We start from the raw sequence: 24,936 nt of genomic DNA, 5'->3' as shown, positions 1-24,936 counted from the left end.
CCGTAGATCTAAGGCTGTCGGGTAGTTCATTTGGTATAAATCTCAGGCTTCAGTACACCGACGTAAGGGAGGTTCCGGTACAGCTCGGCATAGTCCAGTCCATAGCCTACGAGGAATGCATCAGGAATCACAAAGCCGGTATACTGGGCTTCAAGATTCACAGCACGGCCCGAGGGCTTGTCGAACAGAGTGACTACATTGACAGAAGCGGCATTGCGCCCCTGCAGCATGTCAATCAGATAGCTGAGTGTAAGGCCACTGTCGATAATATCCTCGACAATCAGAACATCACGGCCTTCAACCGATGTGTCCAAATCCTTGATGATTTTGACTACGCCGGATGATTTGGTTGTACCGCCATAGCTGGATACCGCCATGAAGTCCATTTCAACGGGTACTGTAATCACTTTAACCAGATCCGCCATAAAAATAAACGCACCTTTGAGTACACAAATCACTAAAGGTGTGCGGTCTGCATATTCCTTGCTCAGCTGGGCGCCAAGCTCCCTGATTCTTTGTTGAATTTCTTCTTCGCTGATCAAGATTTCCTGAATATCATTCTGCAACTTGCGAACCTCCTAAGATATACTTATGAAAGACTTACTTCGGCCATTACGATTCTTCGCCCTGTTCCATGTCTTCCAGGGTCAGGAGCAGAACTGAGGCCGTGTGCCGCCCAACTGCGGCATGCACCGAGCGCCTTACGCCCGGAATCCAGACGATATTGCCGAGTGCATCACATACGAGGGGAATTGCAGGCCGTTCGGAAGAAGGTATTTTATCATCAATGTAAATATCTTTTACCTTTTTGCTTCCGTTTAATCCCATAACCCTTATGGTATCTCCAGGCAACCGGGAACGAATGGTGAGCGGCAGGACAAGATCGTCCCCGTCAAACCAAGCCGAGTTCTTCCCGTAATCCTCCTCCTGTGCAGAAAAAACTTCCCCCTCAAGCCCCCTCATCGTCATAACCTTTCCTATCTCCATCAGCTTAATCCGGGGATGAGTCAAAGACAGCCGGTATGTATAGCTTACCTGCCGGGTCAAGGGCTTGGACGAGAACACAATGGTATCATATTGCCGCACGCAGACATAACCGCCACCCATATCCAGCGTCCAGACGGTAGGGTATTCCTGCAGCGTTCCCCGGCGTACTGCTTCAATCTTGGAAAAATCCATGAAAGATGAATCCGCCGACAGATAATTTAATATTAGTTTAATCAAACGCCGTTGTAAAGCGGAGGGTATGGCCGCAAAGGCAGCTCTTTTCAAGGTGTATTTTCCATGCTCGGTGAAAACCAGCTCATCAAAGCATTTTGCCGCATTCGCCTCCATATATTCATCTTCCGCCGAGGCAATTTCAGCCAGCTGCAGAAGCGATTGTCTCACTCTCGGATTATGCTGCTCCAGCATAGGGAGCAGCTCCAGCCTGACTGCATTCCGCTTGTACTGCGTCAGGAGGTTGGTCGCATCCTCCGCATAAGCCAGGCCCTCCTCCCGGCAAAAGCCGACAAGAGCCGTTTTGTTAATACGCAGGAAGGGGCGGATGAGTTCCACCTTTTTTTCGGTCCGTTTCCAGCGCATGCCGGCAAGGCCCGAAGGCCCGCTCCCCCGCAGCAGCCGCATAAGCACCGTCTCGGCCTGATCGTCTGCATGATGGGCCAGCGCCACCGAGCGCGCCTGATAACGGTGTGCGGTAGCAATCAGGAACTGGTAACGCTTCTCCCGTGCAGCCCCTTCCGGGCCAAGCCCGCTCTCCTTAATGATGGACGGAATATTGAATTCGCCCAGCTCGAAGGGAATGCCCAGCTCGGCCGCGAGGTCCCGGACCAGCTCTGCTTCCTCAACCGACTCGGCTCTGAACCCGTGATTGACATGGGCGCAGATCAGCGTCAGCGGCATCCGGGTCAGGGAGATCTCATGCAGAATACGCAAAAGAGCCACAGAGTCCGGCCCTCCGGAAACTGCGACTACAATGGTGTCATGAGGCGCCCACAGCTCATATTCAGCCGCAGCCTCCATTACGGATTCCACCAGTTCCTTCCTGTGCTCCATAGGGGCTTCCTTTCCTGCCATCCCTTACACGGCCTGCTCCGGCGGTCAGCATCTTGTGGATTATGTACGATTTCAGATTTTAGAAACGGAAAACCCAGTATAGCGTGAATGCCAGCAGAAATAAAGACAGCGCGAACGCATTTTTGAGCCAGCGCGGGGTCGCCATCGTCTCGTGTCCGGTCTTCCGTCCTCTGTAGATGTGGCTTCTCCAGATCTCTGCTGCCTGCGCGGAACCGGGAAAACCGCCTTTGAGCGCGAGGCATAGCCAGGAGGACAGCTTCTTATCCGGCAGCTCCCGGGCCAGCTTCATCAGCTCCTCTACGCTCCTTGTCTGCGGCAGCTGCTGGGCGGCAGACTTCAGCCCTTGTTCATTAAGCAGACGCAGGCACAGGACGGCAAAAGCAAACAGGTCATAGCTCTGGTCGCCTGTCCGGCTGCCGGCATTCCAGAATCCGCGGTCATGCCATTCGGTGAACTGCTTCACGCTCCGTCCGATTGGGCTTGCCCCTCCGTAATCAATCAGCTCGGCTTCCCCGTAGCTGGACACCATGACATTCTCCGGCTTCAGGTCCCCGAACACGAAACCGCACTCATGCAGCGTCTGCAGCTTCTCCAGAATCGTCATTCCGACAAGCCCCAGCCAAGAGGCACCGTTCCTGGACAGGAAATGGTGCAGCGGCCTGCCTTCCACATAACGCATCACATAAAAGGGGGTATGGTCCCGGTCCTTGAAATCATCCGATTCCAGCAGATAGGAGGATAGCGGCGATTCCTTGCGGGCCCGGTGCTCGCTGCGCTTACGGCAGGACTGCAGGGAGGTCAGCACGTTAATCTCAGACTGCAGCTCCAGCGTATCGTATCCGATCTTGAGCGCATACCGCTCCCGTCTGCCTTCCCGCTGCACCAGATATACGGTTCCGTTTGCCCCCTTCCCCAGCACACGCTCCACGACATAACGGTTCCCCCGCCATTTGCCGGTAATCACTGTGCCTGCCGGATAGGATGGATTAGACGACATACCCATCAATCATCCCTTCTCTTGCCCCGTCATCTTCCCCTGGAAGATAATTACGATGTTCTTCCAGTTTATCATAATGGTAATGTTCCAGCACCTTGAAAATAGCCGGTCCGGTCGGCGTAGCCCCCCGCATCTTCAGTCTGGAAAAAAGAGAGCGGACCTCGGACACATTCCGGGTCCAGTCGATATCCAGCATGGCATCCTCACTGCCGGAGCGTCCGGGAAAATGGAACACGGCAATCTCGCTGCGCCCTTCCCGGGCCTCCAAACTGAGCGCCAGATCACGGATAGCATCCTCCACCGCGCCAAGCTTCGGCTTCATGCTCGCGCTTGCGTCAATTAAAAGCGCAATGCGCAGTGGCGAGGTCTCGGTCAGCTCATCGACCACGGTAACCACCTGCGAACGCTGCTGCGGAGGCAGCTCCGCCAGCGAGCCGTCGCCGAGAATTTTTTGCACCTCTTTATTAACTGCCTGCTGAATGGTCTGAACCACCGTCTTGCGTGTCATCATCTGAATGGTCTGGGCCAGCTGCGGGGTTCCCACGATCCGGCTGATCCCGCCTCCTGCTTTGGCAATATCGGCAATCTCCCGGCTGCCCAGCTCACCGATGGTTCCATAATCCACGACCCCTACAACATTGACCGTGATGCCCTCCTGACGGGCGTGTGCTGCCGCCAGCACCGGACTCTCCCCCACATTCGAACAACCGTCCGTAATCAGCAGAATTTGCTTCATGACCGTTCCTCCCTTCCTTGTCTAGTTACTAGCATTGCCAAGGTTGAGAGATTTCAAACGCCGCCTAACGCTGAAAGATTAGATCTGAATGAGCTCGTAAAAAAGAGTCTCTGCGAGAATTTTGGGCCTTCGATCGCTGTTGTCTTCCGATTTCTTGATTTATTGTACCGCAGCTCGCGGTTGAAATCGGAAGACAAAGGCGAACGCTTCGCTTCTACGGCTCCAAAATTCTCTCCGTTCCGTTTATTTTACGATAAACCTTCAACCTCAACTTTCGTCCGCTAACCAGCAGCGGTTGAAAAGGAGAGGAGCAGGGGCTGGCGAGTGACTGGAATGCACTCGCCGAATAATTTAAAGACAAAACCCGGCCTTTCAGCGCTCACTTTGCTTTCGGCCCTTGAATGTTACTTTTACTCATACTTTTACTCATACTTTTGCCCATCCTCATGCTTCATCCCCTAGCTCCAGCTCCGAATCTAATAATCCTGCCTTAAATGCAACATTCCTTCCATCAATCCACTCAAATACCGAAATTGTTGACCAAAAGGCAGGAATCCTCCTCCCTAAAGCAGATTAGTGTAAAAAATCTTGCAATTCATGCAGCAATCCACTCCAACACCCAGGTATCTTCAACACCAGGTTGCATTTCGTACAACATTTTCAGCTTAATCAAACTTAAACTCAAGTGATACCCACCAATCGTATCGCAACTGCGTTAGCTAACCGTACGCGGGCGCTCCATCCGGCCTACGCCGGGCATATGCAGGCTGGACCATTCCGGGTGGTAATGATCCACACGGCTGACTACGATGGTCATATCATCATGGACCTCATTGCCCTGATAGCGGATTACCTTATCCAGCAGCTCGTCCGCCATATCCTGCGGGTCATCGCCCTCCAGCTCCTGAATCAGACGTTTCATCCATATCTCCTTATTAACGGCATATCCGGGCGCATCGTAAATACCATCGGTCATCATAATGAGAATATCACCGGGGCGAAGCTGCATGGTGACCAGATCCACTTCGATATCTTTGATGATGCCGATCGGCAGATTGCTGGCCGTTACAGGGATCACCTCGCTGCCCCGCCGGATGAAGCTTGGAGCGGAAGCAATCTTCATGAAGATGGTCTGCGCCGAATACTGGTCGATCAGCGCCATATCTACTGTCGCATAGAATTCATCCGGGGAGCGCAGCAGCAGAATGGAGTTAACGGATTTCACCGCCAGCTTCTCATCCATTCCCGATTGCAGCAGCTTCTCCAGCATAGATAACGCAGCGCTGCTCTCCATCCGGGCCCGCTCCCCGTTGCCCATTCCGTCACTGATGGAGACGGCAAAGGTACCGTTACCCAGCTCCACCGTACTAAAGCTGTCCCCCGACAACATATCGCCTCCCATGGCGGCGGCAGCTACGCCGGAGCTAATCTCGTAAGCCTTGGCCGAGCCAAAGGTCACCATCGACAGGCCCTCGCGGGGATGGACGGCGGTCTCACTGACCACTGCGATATTCTCCTCCAGAATATCCGAGAGCAGCGGGGCGATCATTTTGCGGCATTCATCGAAGCCCCGGGTGTAGGCATGCACGACTTCAATCTCTACCCGGCCGGGATCGAGACTCAGAATCTCAATGCTGTGAATGGAGAGGCCCAGCTTCTCCAGCGCCTCCCGGATCTGGCTCTCCTGCCGGTACATCGCCTGCCCTTCCCGCTTAATCTCCTTCGCCAGATCCTCCATTACCTGCGAGACGCCGGATAATTGCTCAGCCACAAATTGGCGGCTGTCGTATATTTGCCGCTTCCAGCGCATATCATGCTGGTATAGCTCATATTGGCCCTTCATCACCTCAAGAACCTCCCCCGTCCTGCCGCAGATCCGGCTCCACTCCGGCGGCAGCTGGGCAGCGGTAATGTCCGGGCACTCCTCGACCGTGGTCATCATGTCCGTCATATACCTGTAGGTCTGATAGAACTTGGCATCCCAGCAGTGGGTCCGCCGGATGCATCCGGCGCAGGCTCCCTCTGTTACCGTATTCATAAAGTCCTCCATCTCACGGTCGCTTTTGCCCGCCTCTGCGGCCCGAGGAATCTGCCCGAAGCTGCTGGAGAGCTGCTGGAATACCTGTGAGAACTGGGTCACCCGGTCTGCTGTAATATCCCGGACCCTCCGGGCATATTCATGCTGGGAACGGCTGTGATCGGCTGTGCCTGGTACATATTTGGCAATGGCAGTAATCATCCCCTTAGGTGTTAGAAGAAACAATACTACAGCTGCACAGGTCTCCCAGGTAGAATTCATGACATCGCCCGGTCCCATGAAGTATACGGATAGAATCGTTGATCCCAGCAGCATCCCGATGGAGACCGCCCCTTTGCGTCCGGACTGCATCATGCCTGCCAGCATCCCGGAAAAGGCCAGCAGGCTCATTTGATAGATGGCTCCGATATCGGCCAGACTGAGAATTAGTCCGGTCACTACACCAACCGCAGCACCAAGCGGCGCTCCTCCGGCCAGGGCAAAGATCAGAATCAGAAACCGCGATAAAACATGCTCCAGCGATAGACCGTTAATGGTCCAGCCGACAAGACCGGTCATGACGGAAGCCAGCAAGATGATCAGACAGAGTACCTCCTCATTGCGGAGTGCCCTGCTTTTCTGCTTATAGGTGAATAAAGGAAGCGCCTGCAGGAATACAAGCGTCAGCACGAACCCGAGTATGGCATCAATGGCCGCCATCATCAGCGGATACCACGTGAGCGAAGGACCGATAACGACCTGGAACAGTCCCACCATAAACGAAGCTACGAACACCATCAGAGGGGCATAAGACAGATCCACCCGCTGGAAGTTCTCCAGCCCTTTGTAGATCAGATAAAAAATAATCAGCTCTGCCGCAACCACGATGGCACCCGGAAATGGGGTGAAGAGACTGCCGAGCACGATGGCTGCGGCCACAGGCAGCATGGAATCCCTGCGCATAAATACAATGACGGCGAAATAAGCAGCAGCAAACGGGGTAAGCTCATCCAGGATCATAGCCCGTCCCAGCAAAAAGCCCATAAGGCTAAGCAGCAGCACCCACTTCTTGACCGCGATGAACTGGATAACCGGCAGCTTGGTGCCCCACGCCTTCAAGCGCGTACCTAAGGCTTCTTTCTGATTTTTGTCTTTGCTTCCTGCTCTTGTCCACTCCGGCAAATTCACCACATTGCTTTTACTCATTCCCTGCACCACCCGTTTATGAATTTTATGGTTCTCATTATATAGCGGGGGTCTTAAGAAAGTTTGTCAGAAACGGAGAGCAATCTGTAAAAAATTTCCGACAAAAAAGCCTGTCCCGACATTCTGTGGAAAAGCCTCCCAATCCCATACGGGGTAAAAGATCGGCTGCGGACTGCCGCAGTCAGACTGCCGGTTGCAGGTAGTGGCCGCGCGGACATTCGTCAGCGATTGCCCTAGAGTTATGTGAGAATGGCATAGATGCTGTCGGCAATTTGTTCAAAGCCCGACAAAAATAGCCGGAAGCTTGGGCACGCGGTATAGAGCTGGGGTGGGCTTGGGCTGCTCATACTCTGCGTTGCGAGCAAATTGTAATCGGTTTTCCGATTACATTTGGTCCGTACACCTCCACGTTGCCGATTGTAATCGGTTTTCCGATTACATTTGGTTCACGCGCCTCCATGCTGCCGATTGTAGTCGGTTTTCCGGTTACATTTGGTCCGTACGCCTCCACGTTGCCGATTGTAATCGGTTTTCCGATTACATTTGATTCAAGCGCCTCCGAGCTGCCGATAGTGTTCGGTTTTTGGCCTACATTCGGCCCGCGGGCACAAATACAAAAAAACCGCAAAGGGCGCAACACCCCTGCGGTTATTTATGATGTGCAAGACTCAGATTATACGCGCTTGGCTCCACGGCCGCCGCGCTTTCCTTCTGTGTTCTTCTTGATCGAAGATATCCGTTCTTCGCTGTCTTTCAGGAAGCGTGACATTTTATCCTCGAATGAAGGTTTACCGGCTGCAGGCTTGAATGGACGCCCACCCCGTTCACGATTGAATCCACCGCCGCCTCCGCCACTGCCGCCACCACCGCCGAAACGGTCTCCACCGCTTGGACGTTCAGGTCTTGGAGCTCTGGGGGGACGTACTTCCGATGCCGGCTTATCAACGGCTTGCTTAATGGAAAGTCCGATCTTGCCGTCCTTGTCAACATTGATCACCTTAACGGTTACTACATCCGCAATCTTCAAATGATCGTTAACATCCTTGACGTAGTTATCGGCGATCTCCGAGATGTGAACGAGACCTGTGACACCTCCTGACAGATCCACAAATGCTCCGAAATGCGTGATGCCTGTCACCTTGCCCTCTAACTTGGTGCCCACTTCAATTGCCATAGAATAAAATGATCCTCCCTTAAAAATATACAGACGAATATAATGTCCATCCTGTCTGCGGTGATTTGATTATACAGTAAAGAGCAAAGCAAGGCAACACAGCGTAAGCCTCTTTTCGCCTGCTTTTATTGCCCGGATTGCTCGGTACGGATAGGGGATTCCCCTGCAGGATACATATTGTACCATTTACGCGCTAATTGTCCGATATACTCATCGTCATTCAGCCGCGAGACCTCATATTTCAATTGATTCATCGTGGCTGTTACACTATCACTGTTCTCTTTCTTACGGGCGAGCTGTTCGCTCTTGTCGGCGATTACTGCGCTCTGGGCAAAGAAAGTGAATCCGGCCCAGCCGAAGAAAACAGCCATCACAAGAATCCATATAAACTTTCTTCTCTTCGCGCCTGCGGCCGAAGCACTCTGGTTCGTATTCTTCTCTTCCACAGAGAATCTGTTCATTCAGCTTACCTCCAGTTCCAGGGTTCAAGGTCAGCGCTTCCGCCACCCTGATATCCACTCGGTGATCCTCACGATCCGGTCGCTATGAACGAACCGGGATGCATACGGAGAGACCCACCTTACAGGAAGTACCCAGATTGGCTTGGTTAGACGCAGCAGCAGCTTAAAAATATAAAGAAGGACCCGGCCGAGCAGCAGTACTGTTCCCTTAACCAGGCGCCACAGCCAGAGAATCGGACCTCCGATGACTATGGTAATGAACCGCCATAGCATCCTGCATACATACTGAACTGACTGAATTAACCTTACCACAAAACGCTGCACCGTAATACTGAAGATCAAAAAATAGATCCATACACCTAGAAAGAGGCCAAGAACGACATAAAACCTCAATTGTCCCTGGTTTCCGGCATAAAGCATGCGAAAGACCAGCAGGGCCGCCCCTATCCAATACAGCAAATCCAGCAGCGCATTCAGCCAATTGGGAAATCTCAGCTTCTGCGACAGCACCCGGTAGCTGTCATAGGCCAGTCCCATGGCAATGCCGGACAAAATCATATAGAGCAGGGTGATCCATTGAACGGAGGGATTCATTTAAACAGCTTGCGGAGAATCCCTTTATTTTTGCCTTGCGCCCCGGGGTCCAGATAAATCAGGGAATGAACATTGCCTTCAAGGGACAGCATTCCATTCTCCAGACTTAAATTCTTGATATGTAAATGAGTCCCCCGAATGGTCAGCTCACCAAGTTCTGTACTCAGCAGAAACTCTTCACTGTCAAAGCTCTCCACATTCTGCACACCGGTAAGCTCAATCTGCTTGCGGCTGCGCATGTGCAGATCATGCTGTTTGTTGACTTTGGCTGGCTCGATCATAGCATGTACCCCTCCTTCTTGGTTCTAATCTATGAAGGAAGGACAGGGTATAGAACAGGTGAAAACAACAAAATAACCCCACAAAGTGGGGCTTTAGCTTAGATGATGACTCAGGTACTTTGCGGGGACCCCAAAACATATAAATACTTATCTTTTAAAAAAGAGGCATTCCGCTCCGCCGTCTCCCGGCTTCAGGAATACCTCTTAACCTTATGCTGCAATAATTTGCTACCAGTCGAGTCCCGTGCTTTTGGCAACCGGCTCTTCACGGAGCAGGGTATACATTCCGGCGGCCTCGTCCTTGCGGGTGGTTTCCACCAGCTTTTCCACTTTGACCGTCACAAGCTTTTGGCCGAACTGCACGGTAATCTCGTCACCGATCTTCACCGTGCTGCTCGGTTTGGACTCCCGTCCATTGATCAACACCCGGCCCTGTTCGGACACATCCTTGGCCACGGTGCGGCGCTTGATCAGACGGGAGACCTTCAGGAACTTGTCCAGACGCATTAGTTAACGGCTTCTTTGAGCTTGTTGCCTGCCTTGAAGGCCGGCACTGTGGATTCAGGAATTTCGATAGGTGTGCCCGATTGCGGGTTACGGCCGGTGCGGCCGGAACGTTTGCGCGTTTCAAAAGTACCGAAGCCGATCAGCTGTACTTTATCTCCGCTTGCGAGAGCTTCTGTAATTTCGCCCAGCATTCCGTTAAGTACGGTTTCTACGTCTTTTTTGGATAGTCCGCTTTTCTCGGAAATGTTGTTTACCAGATCTGTCTTGTTCATAATTTGAAGTTCCTCCTAGGATACAAAAAATAAATGAAAATCAGGTTTACCGGAAAATCACGGCAAATCGTCATTTCGTCTTTATGATATTCTGGATTCCGCCCTCAATTCCTGCCACGATCCGCCGTTTTTTTTGAAAAAGTAACATCTTGCGTAGGATATGGGGGTTATAGCACTATAACATTATAAACCTCTCAATACATTTTAAATCAGAGATTCGCGCCAATAGTCACAGCATTGCCGTGAAACGCGCGGGATATACCGCCGAAGACTATAATTCTAAAATCTATTGCTTCCGCTCTTCTGCCTTGGCTTCCTGCCATAGGGCTTCCATCTCTTCCAGCGGGCTGTCCTCCAGCCGGACCCCCCGATCCCGCAGACGCTGCTCAATATACTCGAAGCGGGCTACGAACTTGCGGTTGGTGCGGGTCAGCGCTTCTTCCGGATCGGCTCCGATGAAGCGGGCCACATTGGTGGCTGCGAACAGCAGGTCGCCCAGCTCCAGCATCTGCTCCCCGGCGGACTGTCCCGTCTCAATCGCCTCCTGAAGCTCGTCAACCTCCTCGCGGATCTTGGCCAGCACATCACTGGTGTTATCCCAGTCAAAGCCGACGCGGGACGCCTTCTTCTGCAGCTTATACGCCTTCATCAGAGCCGGCAGATCCCTCGGAACCCCGCTGAGTGCGGACAGGGCTTCGGGCTTCACGCCTTTGCGCCGCTTCTCCTCGGCCTTCATCCCTTCCCAGTTCTGCAGAGCCTCCTCGGCATTGCCCGCCGCCTGATCGCCGAAGACATGCGGGTGGCGGAACAGCAGCTTCTCATTCAGCCCCTCAATGACATCGTAGACACTGAAGGTCCCCAGCTCCTCTTCCATCTGGGAGTGCAGCATAATCTGGAGCAGCAGGTCGCCCAGCTCTTCCCTCATATGGTCCGGATCATCCTCATCAATCGTCTCCAGCACCTCATAGGTCTCTTCGATCAGATTTTTGCGCAAGGATTCATGCGTCTGCTCACGGTCCCAGGGACAGCCCTCGGGGCTCCGCAGAATATCGACAATCTCATGCAGCCGGGCAAAGGTACGGTTACGCGCTTCATCCGCACGGCTCGCCGGTACATATACCAGCGACAGGTTACCATAGCCGTCCAGCCGGTCCAGCTCGTACAGCGGCACCCGGAGAATCTGCTCCTCGCCCTCCACGCCAAGCGCATGTGCGGCAATCACCTCATACTCGGGCGGGTACAGCTCCATCAGGCAAAGCTTGGTCTCAGACGCGGTGAAGCTGTCATAGACCTGCCCGATCAGGGTGTGCAGCTCCGGGTGAAGCTGGGAGCTGCGGATACCGGAGGCATCCAGCAGCTGGAAGCCTTCAATCGGATCAAAGCCCAGTCGGACAAACGCTTCATCCAGGAAGCTCTCGCCGCCGAGGATATTTAGCTCAATACCCGCCTCCGGGCAGCGCCCGCGCAGCAGGGAGACGGCGGATTCGGCCACCATGGGATGCCCCGGCACGGCATAGACGATCTCCGTGCCCTGCGGAGCGGCCGCAGCCTTCTCGATCAGCGTTGCCGTAATGGCTTCATAGACCTCAGGGAAGGACGACAGCGACTCATACAGCCCGTCGAAGGACTCCCAGGCTATCTCCATCTCCGCCAGTGCAGCCATGACAGGATGCTCTGCGGTCCGCACATATACGGCCGAGGCCGCCTTCAGCTTCTTGATAATGCCCAGTGTCAGCCGGTCCGGGTTCCCGGAGCCCAGGCCGACGATCGTTAATGTTGCGCTCATGCCAGTCTACTCCTTCCAGGCAGCCGCCTGCTGCTATTCGCGAAAGGCGGCTGCGCTATGTATCTATTGAGCTGCGCCTTATGGGAACAGGCGCAGCTTCTTCAGCTTGTCCGCTAAGCGGGGGCCGAAGCCCGGAAGCTGGCGCAGCTCGCTCTCGCTGAGCAGCCGCAGCGCCACTGCGCCGAGTGCGAAGACGGCGCAGCCTGCGAGCACGCCGAGCAGGCTCTGCGCCAGGGCCGCGGTCCGCCCGCCGCCGAAGCCGGCGGCGTCTGCCGCCCAGGCTGTGCCGTGGCTCACGGCCGCGGCGGCCAGCCCCAGGCCCGCGAGCAGCGCCGTGGGCTTCAGCAGAACATCTGCGGCGCGCAGCCGCAGATGTCCCTGCCGGTAGAGCAGCAGCACGTTCAGCGCTGCTGCGAAGAGATGTGCGGCCACGCCAGCGATGGCCGCACCGGTAATGCCCTGCTGCGGGACGAGCAGCAGGTTGAGGGCCGCCTTAAGCGCAGCGGCGGCCAGCAGGGTCAGCGCCGGCGCGCGCACGGCGCCCAGGCCCTGCAGCAGCGCGGCGGAGATGATGCTGACCGTGCCGCCCGCGGCGGTGAAGGCCAGCCAGGTCATCGCGCCGCTGCCGGCGGCGTCCCCGTACAGAGCCGTGTTCACCGGCTCTGCAAGCACGGCCAGGCCTACGGAGGCGGCCAGCCCGAGGAGCCAGAACCAGCGCAGCGACAGCGTGATGCGCGTGCGGATCAAGGCCTCATCCCGCTGGTACTTCGCTTCGGCCAGTGCCGGGATGAAGACGACCGAGAGCGAGGTCGCCAGCATCGTTACGATCTGCACGAGCGGCAGCCCGCGGTTATAGATGCCGAACTGGGCCATCGCTGCTGTCTCGCTGCTGCTCCCCGTAAGCAAGCGGGGAACTGTGAAGACATCGACCAGTCCGATTAACGGAACCGCAAGTGCGCCAAGCATCACCGGGAGGCCATAGGCCAGCAGCTCGCGGGCAGGAACGCCCTGCTTAGCACTTCGCACGGCCGATGCCGTTCTGTTCTTAATCGGAGCTTGAGGCAGCCTGTCGGGCAAGCCCCGGCGGTGGCTGCGCCAATACAGCAGCATTACGCCCAGACCGGCGATCCCGCCTCCAGCGGGCCCCAGCATCGCACCGGCAGCGATTCCTGCCGCATCTGCGCCAGCGCCCGTCAGATACAGCAGAAGCGCGATCATGACCGCCACGCGTACCGACTGCTCGACCACCTGCGACACGGCAGTCGGCATCATATTATGCAGTCCCTGGAAGTAGCCGCGCAGCGCCGCCATCAGCGGCACCACCGCCAGCCCCCAGGCGCTGCTGCGCAGAGCCGGGACAATATGGGAGCTGCCGACCCATACCGCGATGAGCGGAGCCCCGGCGTAGACCAGAATGCCGAGCAGAAGGCCGCTGGCCGCTGTAATTCCGGCGGATAGCAGCAGGACCCGCCGCCCCTTCTGCGCGTCCTGTGCCGCCGAAGCCTCGGCCACGAACCGCGAGATGGCGGCAGGCAGCCCGAGCATCGCCACCGTAACCAGAATGGTATACAGCGGATAGACCGTATTGTAGATACCGAACGCGGCGTCACCGCCCAGATTCTGCAGCGGTATCTTCTGGAGCGTACCGATCAGTTTCGAGAAAATAGCTGCCGCGCTAAGAATAAAAGCGCCCTGCAGCAGCTTCGAGCCTTGCGAATTGGATGTCATCGTTTACCTGCTTCTACAGCCATAACTGCCATAATATAGAGCTTGCTTTAACCTAAGCAAATGAATTTCTATATTATAACTTATCTAAGGGTAGAAGTGTAAATGGCCGTGCTTCTATTCCCGAGCGGGCCGATTTCACAGCAAAAACCCGCCATTCCCTACGGTCATAATAACCTAAGGAAAAGCGGGACTCTCCAGCACCAGCTGATTACTGCTCCATTTGCTTACCCAGGAAGGCTGCGGCTGTCTCAGCCATTTTCACTTCCATCTGGGCCATCTTGACTGAATCATCCTTGTTCAGCAGCACTACGCAGCCGATGGGATCTCCTCCGGAGATAATAGGCGCTGCCACATACGTGGATAACAGCTCCGTGTGGTCCTTGCTGATGTCATAGCTGCCTGCATTGTTCTCAAGCATCGTTTTACGGCTTTCCATTACCTTTTCCAGCAGCACACCCACTTGCTTCTCCAGATAATCCTTCTTGGAGCCGCCGGCGAGCGCGATGAACGTGTCCCGATCCGTAATCATGGTAATATGCCCTGTTCCTTCATACAGCGACTCTGCATATTCCTTGGCGAAATCGCCCAATTCACCAATCGGTGAATATTTTTTCAATATAACCTCACCATCGCGGTCAACAAAAATTTCCAGAGGATCGCCCTCACGAATCCGTAAGGTGCGTCTGATCTCTTTGGGGATAACAACTCGTCCGAGGTCATCAATACGTCTTACAATACCAGTAGCTTTCATTTCAAATGTTGCCCCGCTTTCCTTAAGAAGTATGGTCCAACTACTGTCCATTATGGGAATGGTTAATCCCGGTGATTTATCGTAATATCTGACCATAGTATTCATCTCTTCCCAGTTCCTTATACATCCGTCAGCCCGCATATAATTGTTCTTGGAGAATGAGAACGCCCCGGCCCGGCATCATTCCAGTTATGATCACAAATAGTTATTTCTATACCGCCGCAGTATTTTCCCCATTTTGTTCTATTGTGGCAAAAAAAACCGCCCGGATGCATGGCGCATCAGGCGGCTTGTCCAGCCTATATTTATTTAGCGGCTTCTGTAGCAGCCGGTGTATCTGTAGCGGCTGGCGTGTCACTACCCGCAGCCGGAGCCGGTGTAGCTGTGGCTCCCGCGCTGCCTGCAGCAGCTGAGCTCTTCGGCAGATTGATTTTAATCTCCAGACTGTCCAGTTCCTTCTCCAGGAAGGTCTCCAGGCTGGCAGAAGCGGCAGAGTTCTTCACAGCCTTCAGTTGGTCGGCAGTCAGCGTATCGAAGGTGGTGTCCTTGCGGGCTTCCACCTTGATAATGTGATATCCGTAGGTAGACTTGACCGGCTCACTAATCGTATTCAGCGGAAGAGAGTGGGCCGCAGCCTTGAACTCTGCTACATATTCTACCAGTGCCTTGTCCTTATATTCACCGCCGGTTTCCTTCGTGCCGGTATCATCCGAGTATTCCTTGGCAACGGCTGCAAAGTCCGCACCGCCATCCAGCTTCGCCTTCACTTCCTGGGCGCGCTTCAGCGCATCGGCATCCGTCCGCTCTTTGCCGGCGCTATCGGTCAGGCCAACCAGAACATGGCGCAGTGTAGCCACACTATAATCAGCCTTGGTGGCTTCATAATGGGTCTTGACCTGCTCGTCCGTTAATTTCAGCAGCATGTCCTGATATACGGTAAGTACGCGCTGCATATAGGAACGCAGGTCCGACTCGCTCAGATCCTGTTCCTTCAGCGTGCTCTTGTACTTATCGCCCAGCGCAGTCTTGATAGAGCCGATCTGAGTATCGACTTCTTTCTCCGCAGCCTTCTTCGCTTCATCCGTGGCCTTGTCCGCCAAGTATTCGAACGCGACCTCCTGCTTCAGGATGGACTCCTTGAACATATCAATCTCCAGATACTGCGCCTGCTCGGGGGACAGGAATTTCATTACGCGGGTATCCAGATTGAATTCCTTCTGGGTAATGGTGCCGCCCTTATACGTCGCCACCGCAGTATCATCACTTTTATTGCTGCAGGCAGCAAGCATGGAGAAGGACAGGGCTGCGGTCAGCGAGACCACCAGTACCTTCCAGGATTTTTTATTTAACGACATTGTGTAATTCTCCCTTCGATTTTAAAGACTGTTTGGCTGCCGCGAGGAATTGCTCCAGCACATCCAGCAGCTCCTTGTCACCTAAATCCTTCGCTTTGATCCGGATCGTTGCCTTGGCATCCTTATCAAATTGTACACGCCTTTCGAAGCTATTACCAACTTTGGCGAGCTTTGCCGTATCAAACGCCCCCAGGCTGCCCTCGTGGAAATTAAGCAGGGCATCATCCCCGCGCCGGACCATGGATTCCATGCCGTACAGCTTGCCATACACCTTCAACCGGGCCACAGAGAGCAGATTAATAACGGCTTCCGGCAATTCGCCGAACCGGTCCAGCAGCTCATCCTCAAGCTCGGAGGCATCTTCGAAGGAAGCCACAGCAGCAACCTTTTTATAGATTTCTATTTTTTGGATACTGTCGTAAATATACTCGGAAGGAAGATACGCGTCAATCGACAAATCAATGACCGTATTCCCCTGCTTCAGCGAAGTATCCTCCTCGCCAAGCACACTCACCTTGCGTTTGCGGATTTCCTCCGCCAGCATTTGCGAATACAGGTCGAAGCCGACCGAGGCAATGAAGCCGTGCTGCTCCGCCCCCAGCAGATTGCCTGCTCCCCGGATGGAGAGATCGCGCATAGCAATTTTGAAGCCTGACCCGAGCTCGGTGAATTCCTTGATGGACTGCAGGCGCTTCTCAGCCACCTCTGTCAGCACTTTATCGCGCTGGTAGGTGAAGTAGGCATAAGCAATCCGGTTGGAACGGCCGACGCGTCCGCGCAGCTGATAGAGCTGGGACAGGCCCATTTTGTCAGCATCATGAACAATCAGTGTATTTACATTAGGAATATCGACACCGGTCTCTATAATACTGGTGCTGACCAGCACATCATACTCTCCGTCCAGGAAGTCGAGAATCGTCTTCTCAAGCTCCGATTCCGACATCTGGCCATGCCCGATACCCACTCTTGCCTCCGGCACCAGCATGGAGATCTGCGCCGCCATTTCCTGAATCCCCTGTACACGGTTGTACAGATAGTAGACCTGCCCGCCACGGGCCAGCTCGCGCTCCACTGCTTCCCGGGTCAGCGTCTGGCTATGCTCCACCACATACGTCTGTACGGGAAAGCGGTTCTCCGGTGGTGTCTCAATAACTGACAAGTCGCGCACCCCGAGCATCGACATATGCAGCGTGCGGGGAATCGGTGTGGCTGTCAGAGTCAATACATCGACATTGGTCTTCAGCCGCTTCAGCTTCTCCTTGTGGGTCACGCCGAAACGCTGCTCTTCATCGACAATCAGAAGGCCGAGGTCCTTGAAGACCAGATCCTGTGAGAGCAGCCGGTGTGTGCCGATAATAACATCCACTGTCCCCTGGCGTACTCCCTTGATCGTCTCATTCTGCTCCTTGCGGCTGCGGAACCGGCTCAACACCTGAATATTCAGCGGATAATTGGCGAAGCGCTCACGGAAGGTCTCGTAGTGCTGCTGCGCCAGAATCGTCGTCGGCACGAGCACAGCCACCTGCTTGCCCTCTATAGCAGATTTAAAAGCAGCCCGGATCGCCACCTCTGTCTTGCCATAGCCTACATCACCGCAGAGCAGCCGGTCCATCGGACGGTTCTGCTCCATATCCTTCTTGATCTCTTCGATCGCCCGCAGCTGGTCACGGGTCTCCTCATAAGGGAACATCTCTTCGAATTCGCGCTGCTCCTGCGTATCCTTCTCGAAGCCATAGCCAAGCGCGCTCTGGCGCTCTGCGTACAGCTTGATCAGATCATCGGCGATATCCTGAACCGAGCTCCGTACCTTGCTAGTAACCCGGGTCCATTCATTGCCGCCCAGCTTATAGACCTTCGGCTCCTTATCTTCCGAGCCGACATATTTCTGAATCAGGTCAATCTGTTCAATCGGAACAGAGAGCTTGTCGCCTCCTGCATAAAGGATGTGCATATAGTCGCGGTGAATACCGCTGACCTCAAGCGTCCCGATGCCCATATATTTACCGATCCCGTGATTCTGGTGAACCACATAATCCCCGATCTTCAGCTCGGTATAGCTCTTAATCCGTTCGGCATTATCAATGCCCTTCGAGACCTTCCGCGCCTTGCGCTGCTTCTGCGAGAACATCTCACCCTCAGTGATCACTGCGAGATGAATCGAAGGAAGCTCGAAGCCGGAGCCTAGGTTGCCCTGCAGGATCGTCGGCTCCTCAATGCCATAGTCATCCAGTACCCGGCGGATACGCTCCATCCGCTCCTCGCCGTTCGCCAGCATGATCACCTTCACACCGGACTTGTGCCAACGCTCCATCTCGGATTTCAGCACATTCATCTGGCCATGGAAGTCCTGCATTCCGCGGCTGATGAAGCCTAAGATATTCTGTGGCTGAATATGTGGAACCTGACGCAGAAATATCGACATAAACAGGCTCTGGTACGGACGCTGGTACATAATAACCTCGCTGTCGACAGAGAGCTGAAGCTCAGGCAGCGTCTTGCCGTTCTGCAGCAAGTGCAGATTCCATTCCGACTCATCCCGCTCCAGCTGCTTGGCGGTCTCCAGAAGTCTGGCCGGCTCATCCAGGACAAGCAAGGTATCCTGGGCCATATAATCATATAGATGAATACGTTCAGGGTAGAGCAGACTGATATATTTATAGACTTCCGGGAAATAGGTACCCTGCCGCAGCATCTCCAGCTCCCGGCCCATCTCCTCACGCAGACGCAGCTTAGCCTGACGGTCACTCATCTTCTCAAGCTGCCGATCCAGCATTGCAGACGCAGCGGTAGAAGCCGCATCCTGGCGGAGCTGATCGAATATAATCTCCTTGGCCGGTGTAATCTTCACACTGCGGACCTTATCGATGGAGCGCTGATCCATAGGGTCGAAGGTACGGATGGAGTCTACTTCATCATCAAACAGCTCCACCCGGTAAGCCAGTGGAGAGGTCATGGGATAGAAGTCGATAATACCGCCGCGTACACTAAGCTCACCGCGGTTCTCTACCCGCTCCACCCGCTCATAGCCCATCTCAATCATGGACATGAGGAAGTCATCCAGTGGCAAGGTTCCGTCCTGCGAAACCGTAAGCTGGGCTTCAGCCATGACATGCGGAGCGGGGAGCAGCCTCCGAACGCCGGAGTAGGGAACAACTACAATTCCCCGGAAGCCCTGGGCGCAGCGCGTCAGTACATCAATCCGCTGAGCCAGCGTCTCCGGGCTTGAGACAGCGGCCTCAGCCGCCACCAGCTCATTGGCCGGATAGAGCAGCACCCGCTCCGGGGAAAGCGCTTCCTGCAAATCATCAGCCATCTTCTGGGCTGAGAACATATTATGGGTCACAACCAAGAGCGGACGCTGCGTCTCCTCATGCAGGGCAGCCAGCATGATTTGTCTGGCCGAGCCGGACAGACCGGAGATAAGCTGTTCCTTCATCCCTGCTGCGATGCCACGGGTGACAGACTGGAAATCAGTATCCTTGGAAAAAGCTTCTATAAGACCTTGTAACAACAGGTGCACCTCTCTTACTAAACAGGCTGACAGCGGCAATGCCGCTGTCACCTATTATAATTGGAATCGAAAACAAGCCTCAGCGGATAAGGCCAAGGCTTGCGGATGACGATAGAGACAGGCGCTTCCACCTTACTGAAGCGGACTGGCCAGCAGGCTGAGCTCGGGGTTGTTATCCAGCGCCTGCTTGCAGTAATCGCAGGTCACCTTCACCGTAATCTCGCCTTCTGAATCATACGCTATTATATCTCTGCGCTCCGCAGGGGTCAAGGATTGCAGCCCCAGCTGCATCTCTGTAATATCGCTTCTGCCAATGCTTCCCAAGAACGTCCGGCAGTGCCTGCATACATAGTGTATTGCCATCTATATGCCTCCTGAAGGTAGTATATACCTTCAGTATGCCCCGCCCGGGAGGGCTTTAGCCGCAGGGCCCTGAACCCTATGCCTTGTATTTCATCCGTTAAATTTGGCCATGGTCTGTTCAAAGGTATGCTGCAGGCTGAATTCCACAGCATCGCAAGTATCACTTATCATGCTCTCAAGCCTTGCTCCATCCTTCTTGGCGAAGGTAGATAGTACGTAGTCAACTATAGCAAAGCCCGGCTCCGGACGGGATATGCCCATCCGCACCCGGTTGAAGCTCTGGGTGCCCGTGTGCTGAATGATGGACTTGATGCCATTGTGCCCGCCGGCACTGCCTTGATATCGCAGCCTGATCTTACCCAGCTCCGTATCCAGGTCATCATAGACCACAATCATATCTTCCAGCTGGACCTTATAATAATCCATATAAGCCCGTACCGCTTCCCCGGACAGATTCATGAAGGTCATCGGCTTGATCAGCACCGTCTTCACACCGCCGATCATCCCTTCACCGATTACCGATTTGCATTTATTCTGGTTAAAGGCAATTCCGTGTCTGGACGCAAGCTCATCGAGAGCCATGAAGCCGACATTATGCTTGGTCTTCGCGTATTGCGTTCCGGGATTCCCGAGTCCAACAATCCATTTCATATTTAAGGTTTTTCCTTTCCGCCCGGTACTCTCAGCAGAAGAGTTCCGTTTTTGGTACAATAAGTTTATACTCCGGAGACAGGTGATGAACATGCCACATCAGGGCGATATCTTAACACTGCAGCGCCATTTCCAGTACCATATTCAATATGCTGTGCCTGTTGAAGTCTATAGGGGGAACGCGCACGTAGACATCGGTGTGATTACAGCGGTGGACGAAGGCTTCGTAGAGCTGCAGGGTACGCTGTACAACCGCAGCCTCTTCACCTTCATCTCCCGTCCGGGATATTGAAGCTTATACGAGCCTTTAGTCCCTGCCGCTGCATCACGCCGATAAGGGTTACACCTTCCGCTTGACGAAAGGTGTAACCCTTTTTCTGCTGATCTGCCTGCGGCCTATTCGATTTCGAACAGCTTACTGATCGACAGCTCTTCATGTACGCGAATGATAGCTTCGCCCATAAGCGGGGCTACGGACAGTACCTTGAGCTTGGAGGTCGGGTTGCTGCTGCGAATTGGAATGGTATCCGTCACGATAATTTCTTTGATCGGAGAGTTTTCCAGACGTTCATGCGCCGGACCGGATAATACAGGATGCGTACAGCAGGCGTAGACTTCTTTCACGCCGCCTTCCATCAGGGCATTGGCTCCAAGAACGATCGTTCCTGCCGTATCGATGATATCATCGATCAGGATCGCCGTTTTGCCTTCAATATTACCGATAATGTTCATAACCTCACTGACGTTCGGTTCAGGACGGCGCTTGTCGATAATCGCCAGCGGAGCGTTAAGGAAGTCAGCCAGCTTTCTGGCACGCACCACGCCCCCATGGTCAGGAGAGACGACCACCGGGTTCTGAATTTGCTTCGAACGGAAATATTGAGCCAGAATCGGAACACCCAGCAGATGATCCACAGGAATGTCGAAGAAGCCTTGAATCTGCATCGCATGAAGGTCCATAGTAATGACGCGATGTGCACCCGCCTTCTCAATCAGGTTCGCTACCAGCTTGGCCGTAATCGGATCACGGGAACGGGCTTTACGGTCTTGACGGGCATACCCGTAGTAAGGAATCACGACATTGATGCTCTTCGCGGAGGCACGCTTAAGCGCATCTACCATCACCAGAAGCTCCATCAGATTGTCGTTCACCGGTCCGCAGGTGGACTGTACGATATAGACATGACAGCCCCGGACACTCTCCGACAGCTTAACCTGAATCTCTCCGTCACTGAAGCTGGTCGTATGGGACTCGCCCATCGGAATGCCGATATAATCAGCAATCTGGCTGGCCAGCTTAGGATTGGAGTTGCAGGTGAAAATCTTGAGTTTGGAATCACAATAAGTCATAAAATATAAACCCTCCGTGACGGAATTTAACTGGCCAAAGCACCGGCGCGGATGTGCAAGAAGTCCGTCCGGCGCTCTAAGCCTACAGCTGCTTTCTGCTTACACGCTTTACGATGGACTATGCTGGTCTTTCTTCGCCTTGGCCCGGGAGCGGATCTTCTCTGCATAACCCGGCTTATTCTCCTGCCTTGCTCTGGCAATCGCCAGATCGTTCTCCGAAACCGGACGCGTAATAGTGGAACCGGCGACAATGAATGCGCCCTTGCCCACTGTAACCGGAGCAACAAGGTTCACGTTGCTGCCGATAAAGGCATCATCGCCAATCTCGGTTCTGAACTTATTATAACCGTCATAATTAACGGTGATCGCGCCGCAGCCGATATTGACATTCTTACCGACCTCAGCATCACCGACATAGCTTAAATGAGATACCTTGGAGCCGTCGCCGATTGTAGCATTCTTGATCTCTACGAAGTCGCCGACCTTAACACCCTCACCCAGAACGGTGCCGGGACGTAAATACGCAAAAGGCCCAACGGAAGCCCGTGTGCCGACCTGAGCCTGATTCAGCACGGAATGCTTCACAGCCGCTCCGTCCATAATCACGCAGTCTTCAATTTCACTTGCCGGACCAATCACACAATCTTCGCCGATCACTGTCTTGCCCTTGAGTACCGTGCCCGGATACAGCACAGTATCTGCTCCAATGACAACATCTGCTCCGATGTAGGTTGAAGCCGGATCAATGATAGTGACTCCGCCGAGCATATGCCCCCGGTTGATGCGCTGACGCATATAGCCTTCGGCTTCAGACAACGCCAGTCGGTCATTCACACCAATGGACTCTGCTGCATCATGGGCCTGATAGCCCAGAACGATATCGCCCTGCGCCCGGAGTATGCCGATAACATCCGTCAAATAATATTCCTGCTGGTTGTTGGTATTCGTAACCTTCTCGAGAGCAGCAAAGAGCTTCGCGTTATCAAAACAATACGTCCCTGTATTAATCTCGTTAACCGCAGCTTCACTCTCTGTGCAATCCTTCTGTTCCACAATCTTCAGCACTCCGCCGTCTTCGCCGCGGATAATCCGTCCATATCCGGCAGGCTGCTCCATAACAGCAGTAAGGACCGTTGCAGCAGCATTCTGCGCTTCATGCAACGCCATCATGCCTTCAAGTGTCTCGCTCATGACAAGCGGCGTATCTCCGCAGATGACAATGGTGGTTCCTTCTTCGCTGCCCAGAAGATCCTTGGCCTGCTTGACGGCATGGCCGGTTCCAAGCTGGACATCCTGCAGCACATATTCGGCATTCTCGCCTAAGTATGCCTTAACCTTCTCGGCGCCGTGGCCTACAACAACTACATTATGCTGGCATCCGGTCGCCTTCACTGTATCAAGCACGTGCCCTACCATCGGTTTACCGCAGACAGGGTGCAGTACCTTGTATAATTTAGATTTCATGCGCTTGCCTTGGCCTGCAGCAAGTACAACAGCCATTCTTTTCAAGAATGCCAACCTCCCACTTCTTGAACTCACTACTGAATATATCTCATTCCGGGCAAAAAGAAAAGAGAACCATGCAGGCATGGTTCCCTTTTCTTCGAACCCCAATAAAATCCCCCCACAATGTGGGGCTTTGGCTCCGAGGCTGACCCAGGTACTCTGCGGGGACCCCGAAACATATAAAACGGTATGGCCTATTGCCGCCCTGGGGAGGCAGCAACTCCCAGAGAGTCAGCGGTTCACCGCTTAAGCTCCCTCTTCAATTACTTCCTCTTCTTCCGTAGCGGCACGTTCGTACTCGGCCAGAACCGCAGATTGAATCTTCTCGCGCGTTCCCGAAGAAATCGGGTGTGCGATATCGCGGAATTCTCCGTCAGGTGTACGCTTGCTGGGCATTGCAACAAACATCCCGTTATTCCCGTCGATGACGCGAATGTCATGAACAACAAACTCGTTATCGATTGTAATGGATGCGATTGCTTTCATTCTCCCCTCAGAGTTGACGCGGCGGAGTCTGACATCCGTAATTTGCATGTGTGTGTTCACCACCTTTTTCCATCAGAGACTTGGTGTATAATTCCACACAGCAAAGCGAATTCCTTCTTTTTCATTCCAAATAATGCCTGATTAAGAAGATTATTTTTGCAGAATCGTCGATTTCGACAGATTTCGTGCAGTTATCTTAAGAATCCTCATAGTTTCGACATTATGCCCGTCTTTTCAGAACCGGCAGTATCCCTCGTTCAGGAGGAGAAATAGTTGCCCGGAAACGCCGAAATACGCCGCACCTTGGAGTCCACCTCTGTCAGCTTCACCAGCGACACGTAGTCATGCAGCAGGCGTTCTTCATTCTCCACATCGCCGGACTCTACGAGTACGCCCACACCTGCGACCTCTGCATTGAACTCACCCAACAGATCGACCATTCCGCGTACGGTGCCGCCAGCCTTCATGAAGTCATCGACAATCAGCACCCGGGATTTCTCGCGCAGTGCCCGTCTGGACAGGGACATCGTATGGATGCTCTTATGGGAGCCCGATACATAGTTGATGCTTACAGCCGAGCCCTCCGTTACCTGATGGTCACGGCGGACCAGCACGACCGGCAGCCCCAGCTGCGCAGCCGTTGCGTACGCCAGCGGAATCCCCTTGGTCTCCACCGTCATGACGACATCAATCTCCACGCCGTAGAAGGCGGTGGCAATGATCTTGCCGGCCTGCTCCATCAGGGACGGGAGGCCGAGCAGATCCGACATATACAGATAACCGCCGGGCAGTATCCGGTCGCTCTGCTCAAGCTGCCCGCACAGACGGTTCACGAAGGCAAGCGCCATATCCATAGGCATGCGCGGAATATAACGCACTCCGCCCGCTGCCCCGGCCAGTGTCTGCAGCTCGCCCATTCCTTCGCCTTCAAATACCTCTTTTATAATAGCCAGGTCCTCGCTGACCGATGACTTCGCCGCACCGTACCGCTCTGCAAAAGTGGACAGAGGCAGCAGATCATGCGGCTTCTCCAGTAAAAATTGGGTCATGTCAACTAACCGTTGGCTTCGTTTAAGTTTTTTCACGGAATGCTCCTCGCCTTATAAGCTGAATTTAAGAATAATTCAT

At 54.0% G+C, this 24,936-nt stretch carries 24 protein-coding genes; 1 reads left to right on the top strand and 23 read right to left on the bottom strand.

Going from position 1 to position 24,936, the window contains the following annotated elements; genetic code table 11:
- Nucleotides 1-26 precede the first annotated feature (26 nt).
- The 19 genes from hpt to pth all read right to left on the bottom strand — a co-directional run bounded on the left by hpt (nt 27) and on the right by pth (nt 20,466).
- Nucleotides 27-566, bottom strand: coding sequence for a hypoxanthine phosphoribosyltransferase (gene hpt / locus MKY12_RS32285; RefSeq protein WP_036696450.1), 540 nt, complete (start codon nt 564-566; stop codon nt 27-29).
- A 46-nt stretch (nt 567-612) separates the two neighbouring features.
- Complete coding sequence (tilS, locus tag MKY12_RS32280; RefSeq protein WP_209879215.1) at nt 613-2,055, bottom strand: tRNA lysidine(34) synthetase TilS; 1,443 nt, start codon at nt 2,053-2,055, stop codon at nt 613-615.
- A gap of 79 nt (nt 2,056-2,134) precedes the next feature.
- Nucleotides 2,135-3,079 (bottom strand): serine/threonine protein kinase, encoded by a 945-nt coding sequence (locus tag MKY12_RS32275; protein WP_209879246.1) that lies wholly within the window; start codon nt 3,077-3,079, stop codon nt 2,135-2,137.
- Nucleotides 3,063-3,809, bottom strand: coding sequence for a hypothetical protein (locus MKY12_RS32270; RefSeq protein WP_339252693.1), 747 nt, complete (start codon nt 3,807-3,809; stop codon nt 3,063-3,065). Before MKY12_RS32270 ends, MKY12_RS32275 begins: the two co-directional genes overlap by 17 nt.
- Before the next feature lie 715 nt (nt 3,810-4,524).
- Nucleotides 4,525-7,032, bottom strand: coding sequence for a stage II sporulation protein E (gene spoIIE, locus MKY12_RS32265; protein WP_076082799.1), 2,508 nt, complete (start codon nt 7,030-7,032; stop codon nt 4,525-4,527).
- Nucleotides 7,033-7,375: 343 nt separating this feature from the next.
- Entirely contained in the window at nt 7,376-7,660 is a 285-nt protein-coding gene (locus tag MKY12_RS32260; protein ID WP_339252690.1) for a hypothetical protein, read from the bottom strand.
- A gap of 45 nt (nt 7,661-7,705) precedes the next feature.
- Nucleotides 7,706-8,206, bottom strand: coding sequence for a S1 domain-containing RNA-binding protein (locus MKY12_RS32255; RefSeq protein ID WP_036696437.1), 501 nt, complete (start codon nt 8,204-8,206; stop codon nt 7,706-7,708).
- A gap of 125 nt (nt 8,207-8,331) precedes the next feature.
- On the bottom strand, nt 8,332-8,667 hold the full coding sequence (locus tag MKY12_RS32250; RefSeq protein ID WP_339252688.1) for a septum formation initiator family protein: 336 nt from the start codon (nt 8,665-8,667) through the stop codon (nt 8,332-8,334).
- 30 nt (nt 8,668-8,697) lie between these two features.
- Nucleotides 8,698-9,261 carry a spore cortex biosynthesis protein YabQ gene (gene yabQ / locus MKY12_RS32245; RefSeq protein ID WP_339252686.1) on the bottom strand — a complete coding sequence of 188 codons (564 nt, stop codon included), beginning with the start codon at nt 9,259-9,261 and terminating at the stop codon, nt 8,698-8,700.
- Nucleotides 9,258-9,542 (bottom strand): sporulation protein YabP, encoded by a 285-nt coding sequence (gene yabP, locus MKY12_RS32240; protein ID WP_036723950.1) that lies wholly within the window; start codon nt 9,540-9,542, stop codon nt 9,258-9,260. The genes yabQ and yabP overlap by 4 nt, the downstream gene beginning before the upstream one ends.
- A gap of 228 nt (nt 9,543-9,770) precedes the next feature.
- Nucleotides 9,771-10,049, bottom strand: a complete 279-nt coding sequence (locus MKY12_RS32235) for an RNA-binding S4 domain-containing protein (protein WP_036723951.1) — start codon at nt 10,047-10,049, stop codon at nt 9,771-9,773.
- Nucleotides 10,049-10,321 (bottom strand): HU family DNA-binding protein, encoded by a 273-nt coding sequence (locus tag MKY12_RS32230; protein WP_076082787.1) that lies wholly within the window; start codon nt 10,319-10,321, stop codon nt 10,049-10,051. Before MKY12_RS32230 ends, MKY12_RS32235 begins: the two co-directional genes overlap by 1 nt.
- 286 nt (nt 10,322-10,607) lie before the next feature.
- Entirely contained in the window at nt 10,608-12,107 is a 1,500-nt protein-coding gene (gene mazG, locus MKY12_RS32225; RefSeq protein ID WP_339252681.1) for a nucleoside triphosphate pyrophosphohydrolase, read from the bottom strand.
- A gap of 78 nt (nt 12,108-12,185) precedes the next feature.
- Nucleotides 12,186-13,835: a polysaccharide biosynthesis protein gene (locus MKY12_RS32220; protein WP_339252680.1), complete on the bottom strand. Its 1,650-nt coding sequence runs from the start codon at nt 13,833-13,835 to the stop codon at nt 12,186-12,188.
- 208 nt (nt 13,836-14,043) lie between these two features.
- Entirely contained in the window at nt 14,044-14,586 is a 543-nt protein-coding gene (gene spoVT, locus MKY12_RS32215; RefSeq protein ID WP_036696414.1) for a stage V sporulation protein T, read from the bottom strand.
- A gap of 305 nt (nt 14,587-14,891) precedes the next feature.
- A complete protein-coding gene (locus MKY12_RS32210) occupies nt 14,892-15,941 on the bottom strand; it encodes a peptidylprolyl isomerase (RefSeq protein ID WP_339252678.1) in 1,050 nt (349 codons plus the stop codon).
- Entirely contained in the window at nt 15,928-19,452 is a 3,525-nt protein-coding gene (gene mfd, locus MKY12_RS32205) for a transcription-repair coupling factor (protein ID WP_339252676.1), read from the bottom strand. Before mfd ends, MKY12_RS32210 begins: the two co-directional genes overlap by 14 nt.
- Nucleotides 19,453-19,584: 132 nt before the next feature.
- A complete protein-coding gene (locus tag MKY12_RS32200; protein ID WP_036696405.1) occupies nt 19,585-19,815 on the bottom strand; it encodes an anti-sigma-F factor Fin family protein in 231 nt (76 codons plus the stop codon).
- Nucleotides 19,816-19,905: 90 nt separating this feature from the next.
- Nucleotides 19,906-20,466, bottom strand: coding sequence for an aminoacyl-tRNA hydrolase (pth, locus tag MKY12_RS32195; protein ID WP_076082772.1), 561 nt, complete (start codon nt 20,464-20,466; stop codon nt 19,906-19,908).
- 91 nt (nt 20,467-20,557) lie between these two features.
- Here pth and MKY12_RS32190 point away from each other — a divergent pair, with 91 nt between their 5' ends.
- Nucleotides 20,558-20,758 (top strand): hypothetical protein, encoded by a 201-nt coding sequence (locus tag MKY12_RS32190; protein ID WP_036696494.1) that lies wholly within the window; start codon nt 20,558-20,560, stop codon nt 20,756-20,758.
- 104 nt (nt 20,759-20,862) lie between these two features.
- Here MKY12_RS32190 and MKY12_RS32185 read toward each other — a convergent pair whose 3' ends face one another.
- The 4 genes from MKY12_RS32185 to purR all read right to left on the bottom strand — a co-directional run bounded on the left by MKY12_RS32185 (nt 20,863) and on the right by purR (nt 24,893).
- Nucleotides 20,863-21,816 (bottom strand): ribose-phosphate diphosphokinase, encoded by a 954-nt coding sequence (locus MKY12_RS32185; RefSeq protein ID WP_019914487.1) that lies wholly within the window; start codon nt 21,814-21,816, stop codon nt 20,863-20,865.
- A gap of 108 nt (nt 21,817-21,924) precedes the next feature.
- Nucleotides 21,925-23,325 carry a bifunctional UDP-N-acetylglucosamine diphosphorylase/glucosamine-1-phosphate N-acetyltransferase GlmU gene (gene glmU / locus MKY12_RS32180; protein ID WP_036723963.1) on the bottom strand — a complete coding sequence of 467 codons (1,401 nt, stop codon included), beginning with the start codon at nt 23,323-23,325 and terminating at the stop codon, nt 21,925-21,927.
- Nucleotides 23,326-23,568: 243 nt separating this feature from the next.
- Nucleotides 23,569-23,856: a septation regulator SpoVG gene (gene spoVG, locus MKY12_RS32175; protein WP_036696395.1), complete on the bottom strand. Its 288-nt coding sequence runs from the start codon at nt 23,854-23,856 to the stop codon at nt 23,569-23,571.
- 209 nt (nt 23,857-24,065) lie between these two features.
- Complete coding sequence (gene purR, locus MKY12_RS32170; RefSeq protein WP_036723965.1) at nt 24,066-24,893, bottom strand: pur operon repressor; 828 nt, start codon at nt 24,891-24,893, stop codon at nt 24,066-24,068.
- Between the last annotated feature and the right edge of the window lie 43 nt (nt 24,894-24,936).

This window comes from Paenibacillus sp. FSL M7-0896, from assembly GCF_037975415.1.
Classification (GTDB): domain Bacteria; phylum Bacillota; class Bacilli; order Paenibacillales; family Paenibacillaceae; genus Paenibacillus_AQ; species Paenibacillus_AQ silagei.
Note: the sequence above shows the minus strand (reverse complement) of the source record. Positions and strands in the feature narration are given on the sequence as shown.

Excerpts from the sequence above, each read along its gene's own strand:
- tilS (WP_209879215.1), bottom strand. The coding sequence starts at position 2,055 with ATGGAGCACAGGAAGGAACTGGTGGAATCCGTAATGGAGGCTGCGGCT.
- MKY12_RS32275 (WP_209879246.1), bottom strand. The coding sequence starts at position 3,079 with ATGGGTATGTCGTCTAATCCATCCTATCCGGCAGGCACAGTGATTACC.
- MKY12_RS32270 (WP_339252693.1), bottom strand. The coding sequence starts at position 3,809 with ATGAAGCAAATTCTGCTGATTACGGACGGTTGTTCGAATGTGGGGGAG.
- spoIIE (WP_076082799.1), bottom strand. The coding sequence starts at position 7,032 with ATGAGTAAAAGCAATGTGGTGAATTTGCCGGAGTGGACAAGAGCAGGA.
- MKY12_RS32255 (WP_036696437.1), bottom strand. The coding sequence starts at position 8,206 with ATGGCAATTGAAGTGGGCACCAAGTTAGAGGGCAAGGTGACAGGCATC.
- MKY12_RS32250 (WP_339252688.1), bottom strand. The coding sequence starts at position 8,667 with ATGAACAGATTCTCTGTGGAAGAGAAGAATACGAACCAGAGTGCTTCG.
- yabQ (WP_339252686.1), bottom strand. The coding sequence starts at position 9,261 with ATGAATCCCTCCGTTCAATGGATCACCCTGCTCTATATGATTTTGTCC.
- yabP (WP_036723950.1), bottom strand. The coding sequence starts at position 9,542 with ATGATCGAGCCAGCCAAAGTCAACAAACAGCATGATCTGCACATGCGC.
- MKY12_RS32235 (WP_036723951.1), bottom strand. The coding sequence starts at position 10,049 with ATGCGTCTGGACAAGTTCCTGAAGGTCTCCCGTCTGATCAAGCGCCGC.
- MKY12_RS32230 (WP_076082787.1), bottom strand. The coding sequence starts at position 10,321 with ATGAACAAGACAGATCTGGTAAACAACATTTCCGAGAAAAGCGGACTA.
- mazG (WP_339252681.1), bottom strand. The coding sequence starts at position 12,107 with ATGAGCGCAACATTAACGATCGTCGGCCTGGGCTCCGGGAACCCGGAC.
- MKY12_RS32220 (WP_339252680.1), bottom strand. The coding sequence starts at position 13,835 with ATGACATCCAATTCGCAAGGCTCGAAGCTGCTGCAGGGCGCTTTTATT.
- spoVT (WP_036696414.1), bottom strand. The coding sequence starts at position 14,586 with ATGAAAGCTACTGGTATTGTAAGACGTATTGATGACCTCGGACGAGTT.
- MKY12_RS32210 (WP_339252678.1), bottom strand. The coding sequence starts at position 15,941 with ATGTCGTTAAATAAAAAATCCTGGAAGGTACTGGTGGTCTCGCTGACC.
- MKY12_RS32200 (WP_036696405.1), bottom strand. The coding sequence starts at position 19,815 with ATGGCAATACACTATGTATGCAGGCACTGCCGGACGTTCTTGGGAAGC.
- pth (WP_076082772.1), bottom strand. The coding sequence starts at position 20,466 with ATGAAATGGATTGTTGGACTCGGGAATCCCGGAACGCAATACGCGAAG.
- MKY12_RS32190 (WP_036696494.1), top strand. The coding sequence starts at position 20,558 with ATGCCACATCAGGGCGATATCTTAACACTGCAGCGCCATTTCCAGTAC.
- MKY12_RS32185 (WP_019914487.1), bottom strand. The coding sequence starts at position 21,816 with ATGACTTATTGTGATTCCAAACTCAAGATTTTCACCTGCAACTCCAAT.
- spoVG (WP_036696395.1), bottom strand. The coding sequence starts at position 23,856 with ATGCAAATTACGGATGTCAGACTCCGCCGCGTCAACTCTGAGGGGAGA.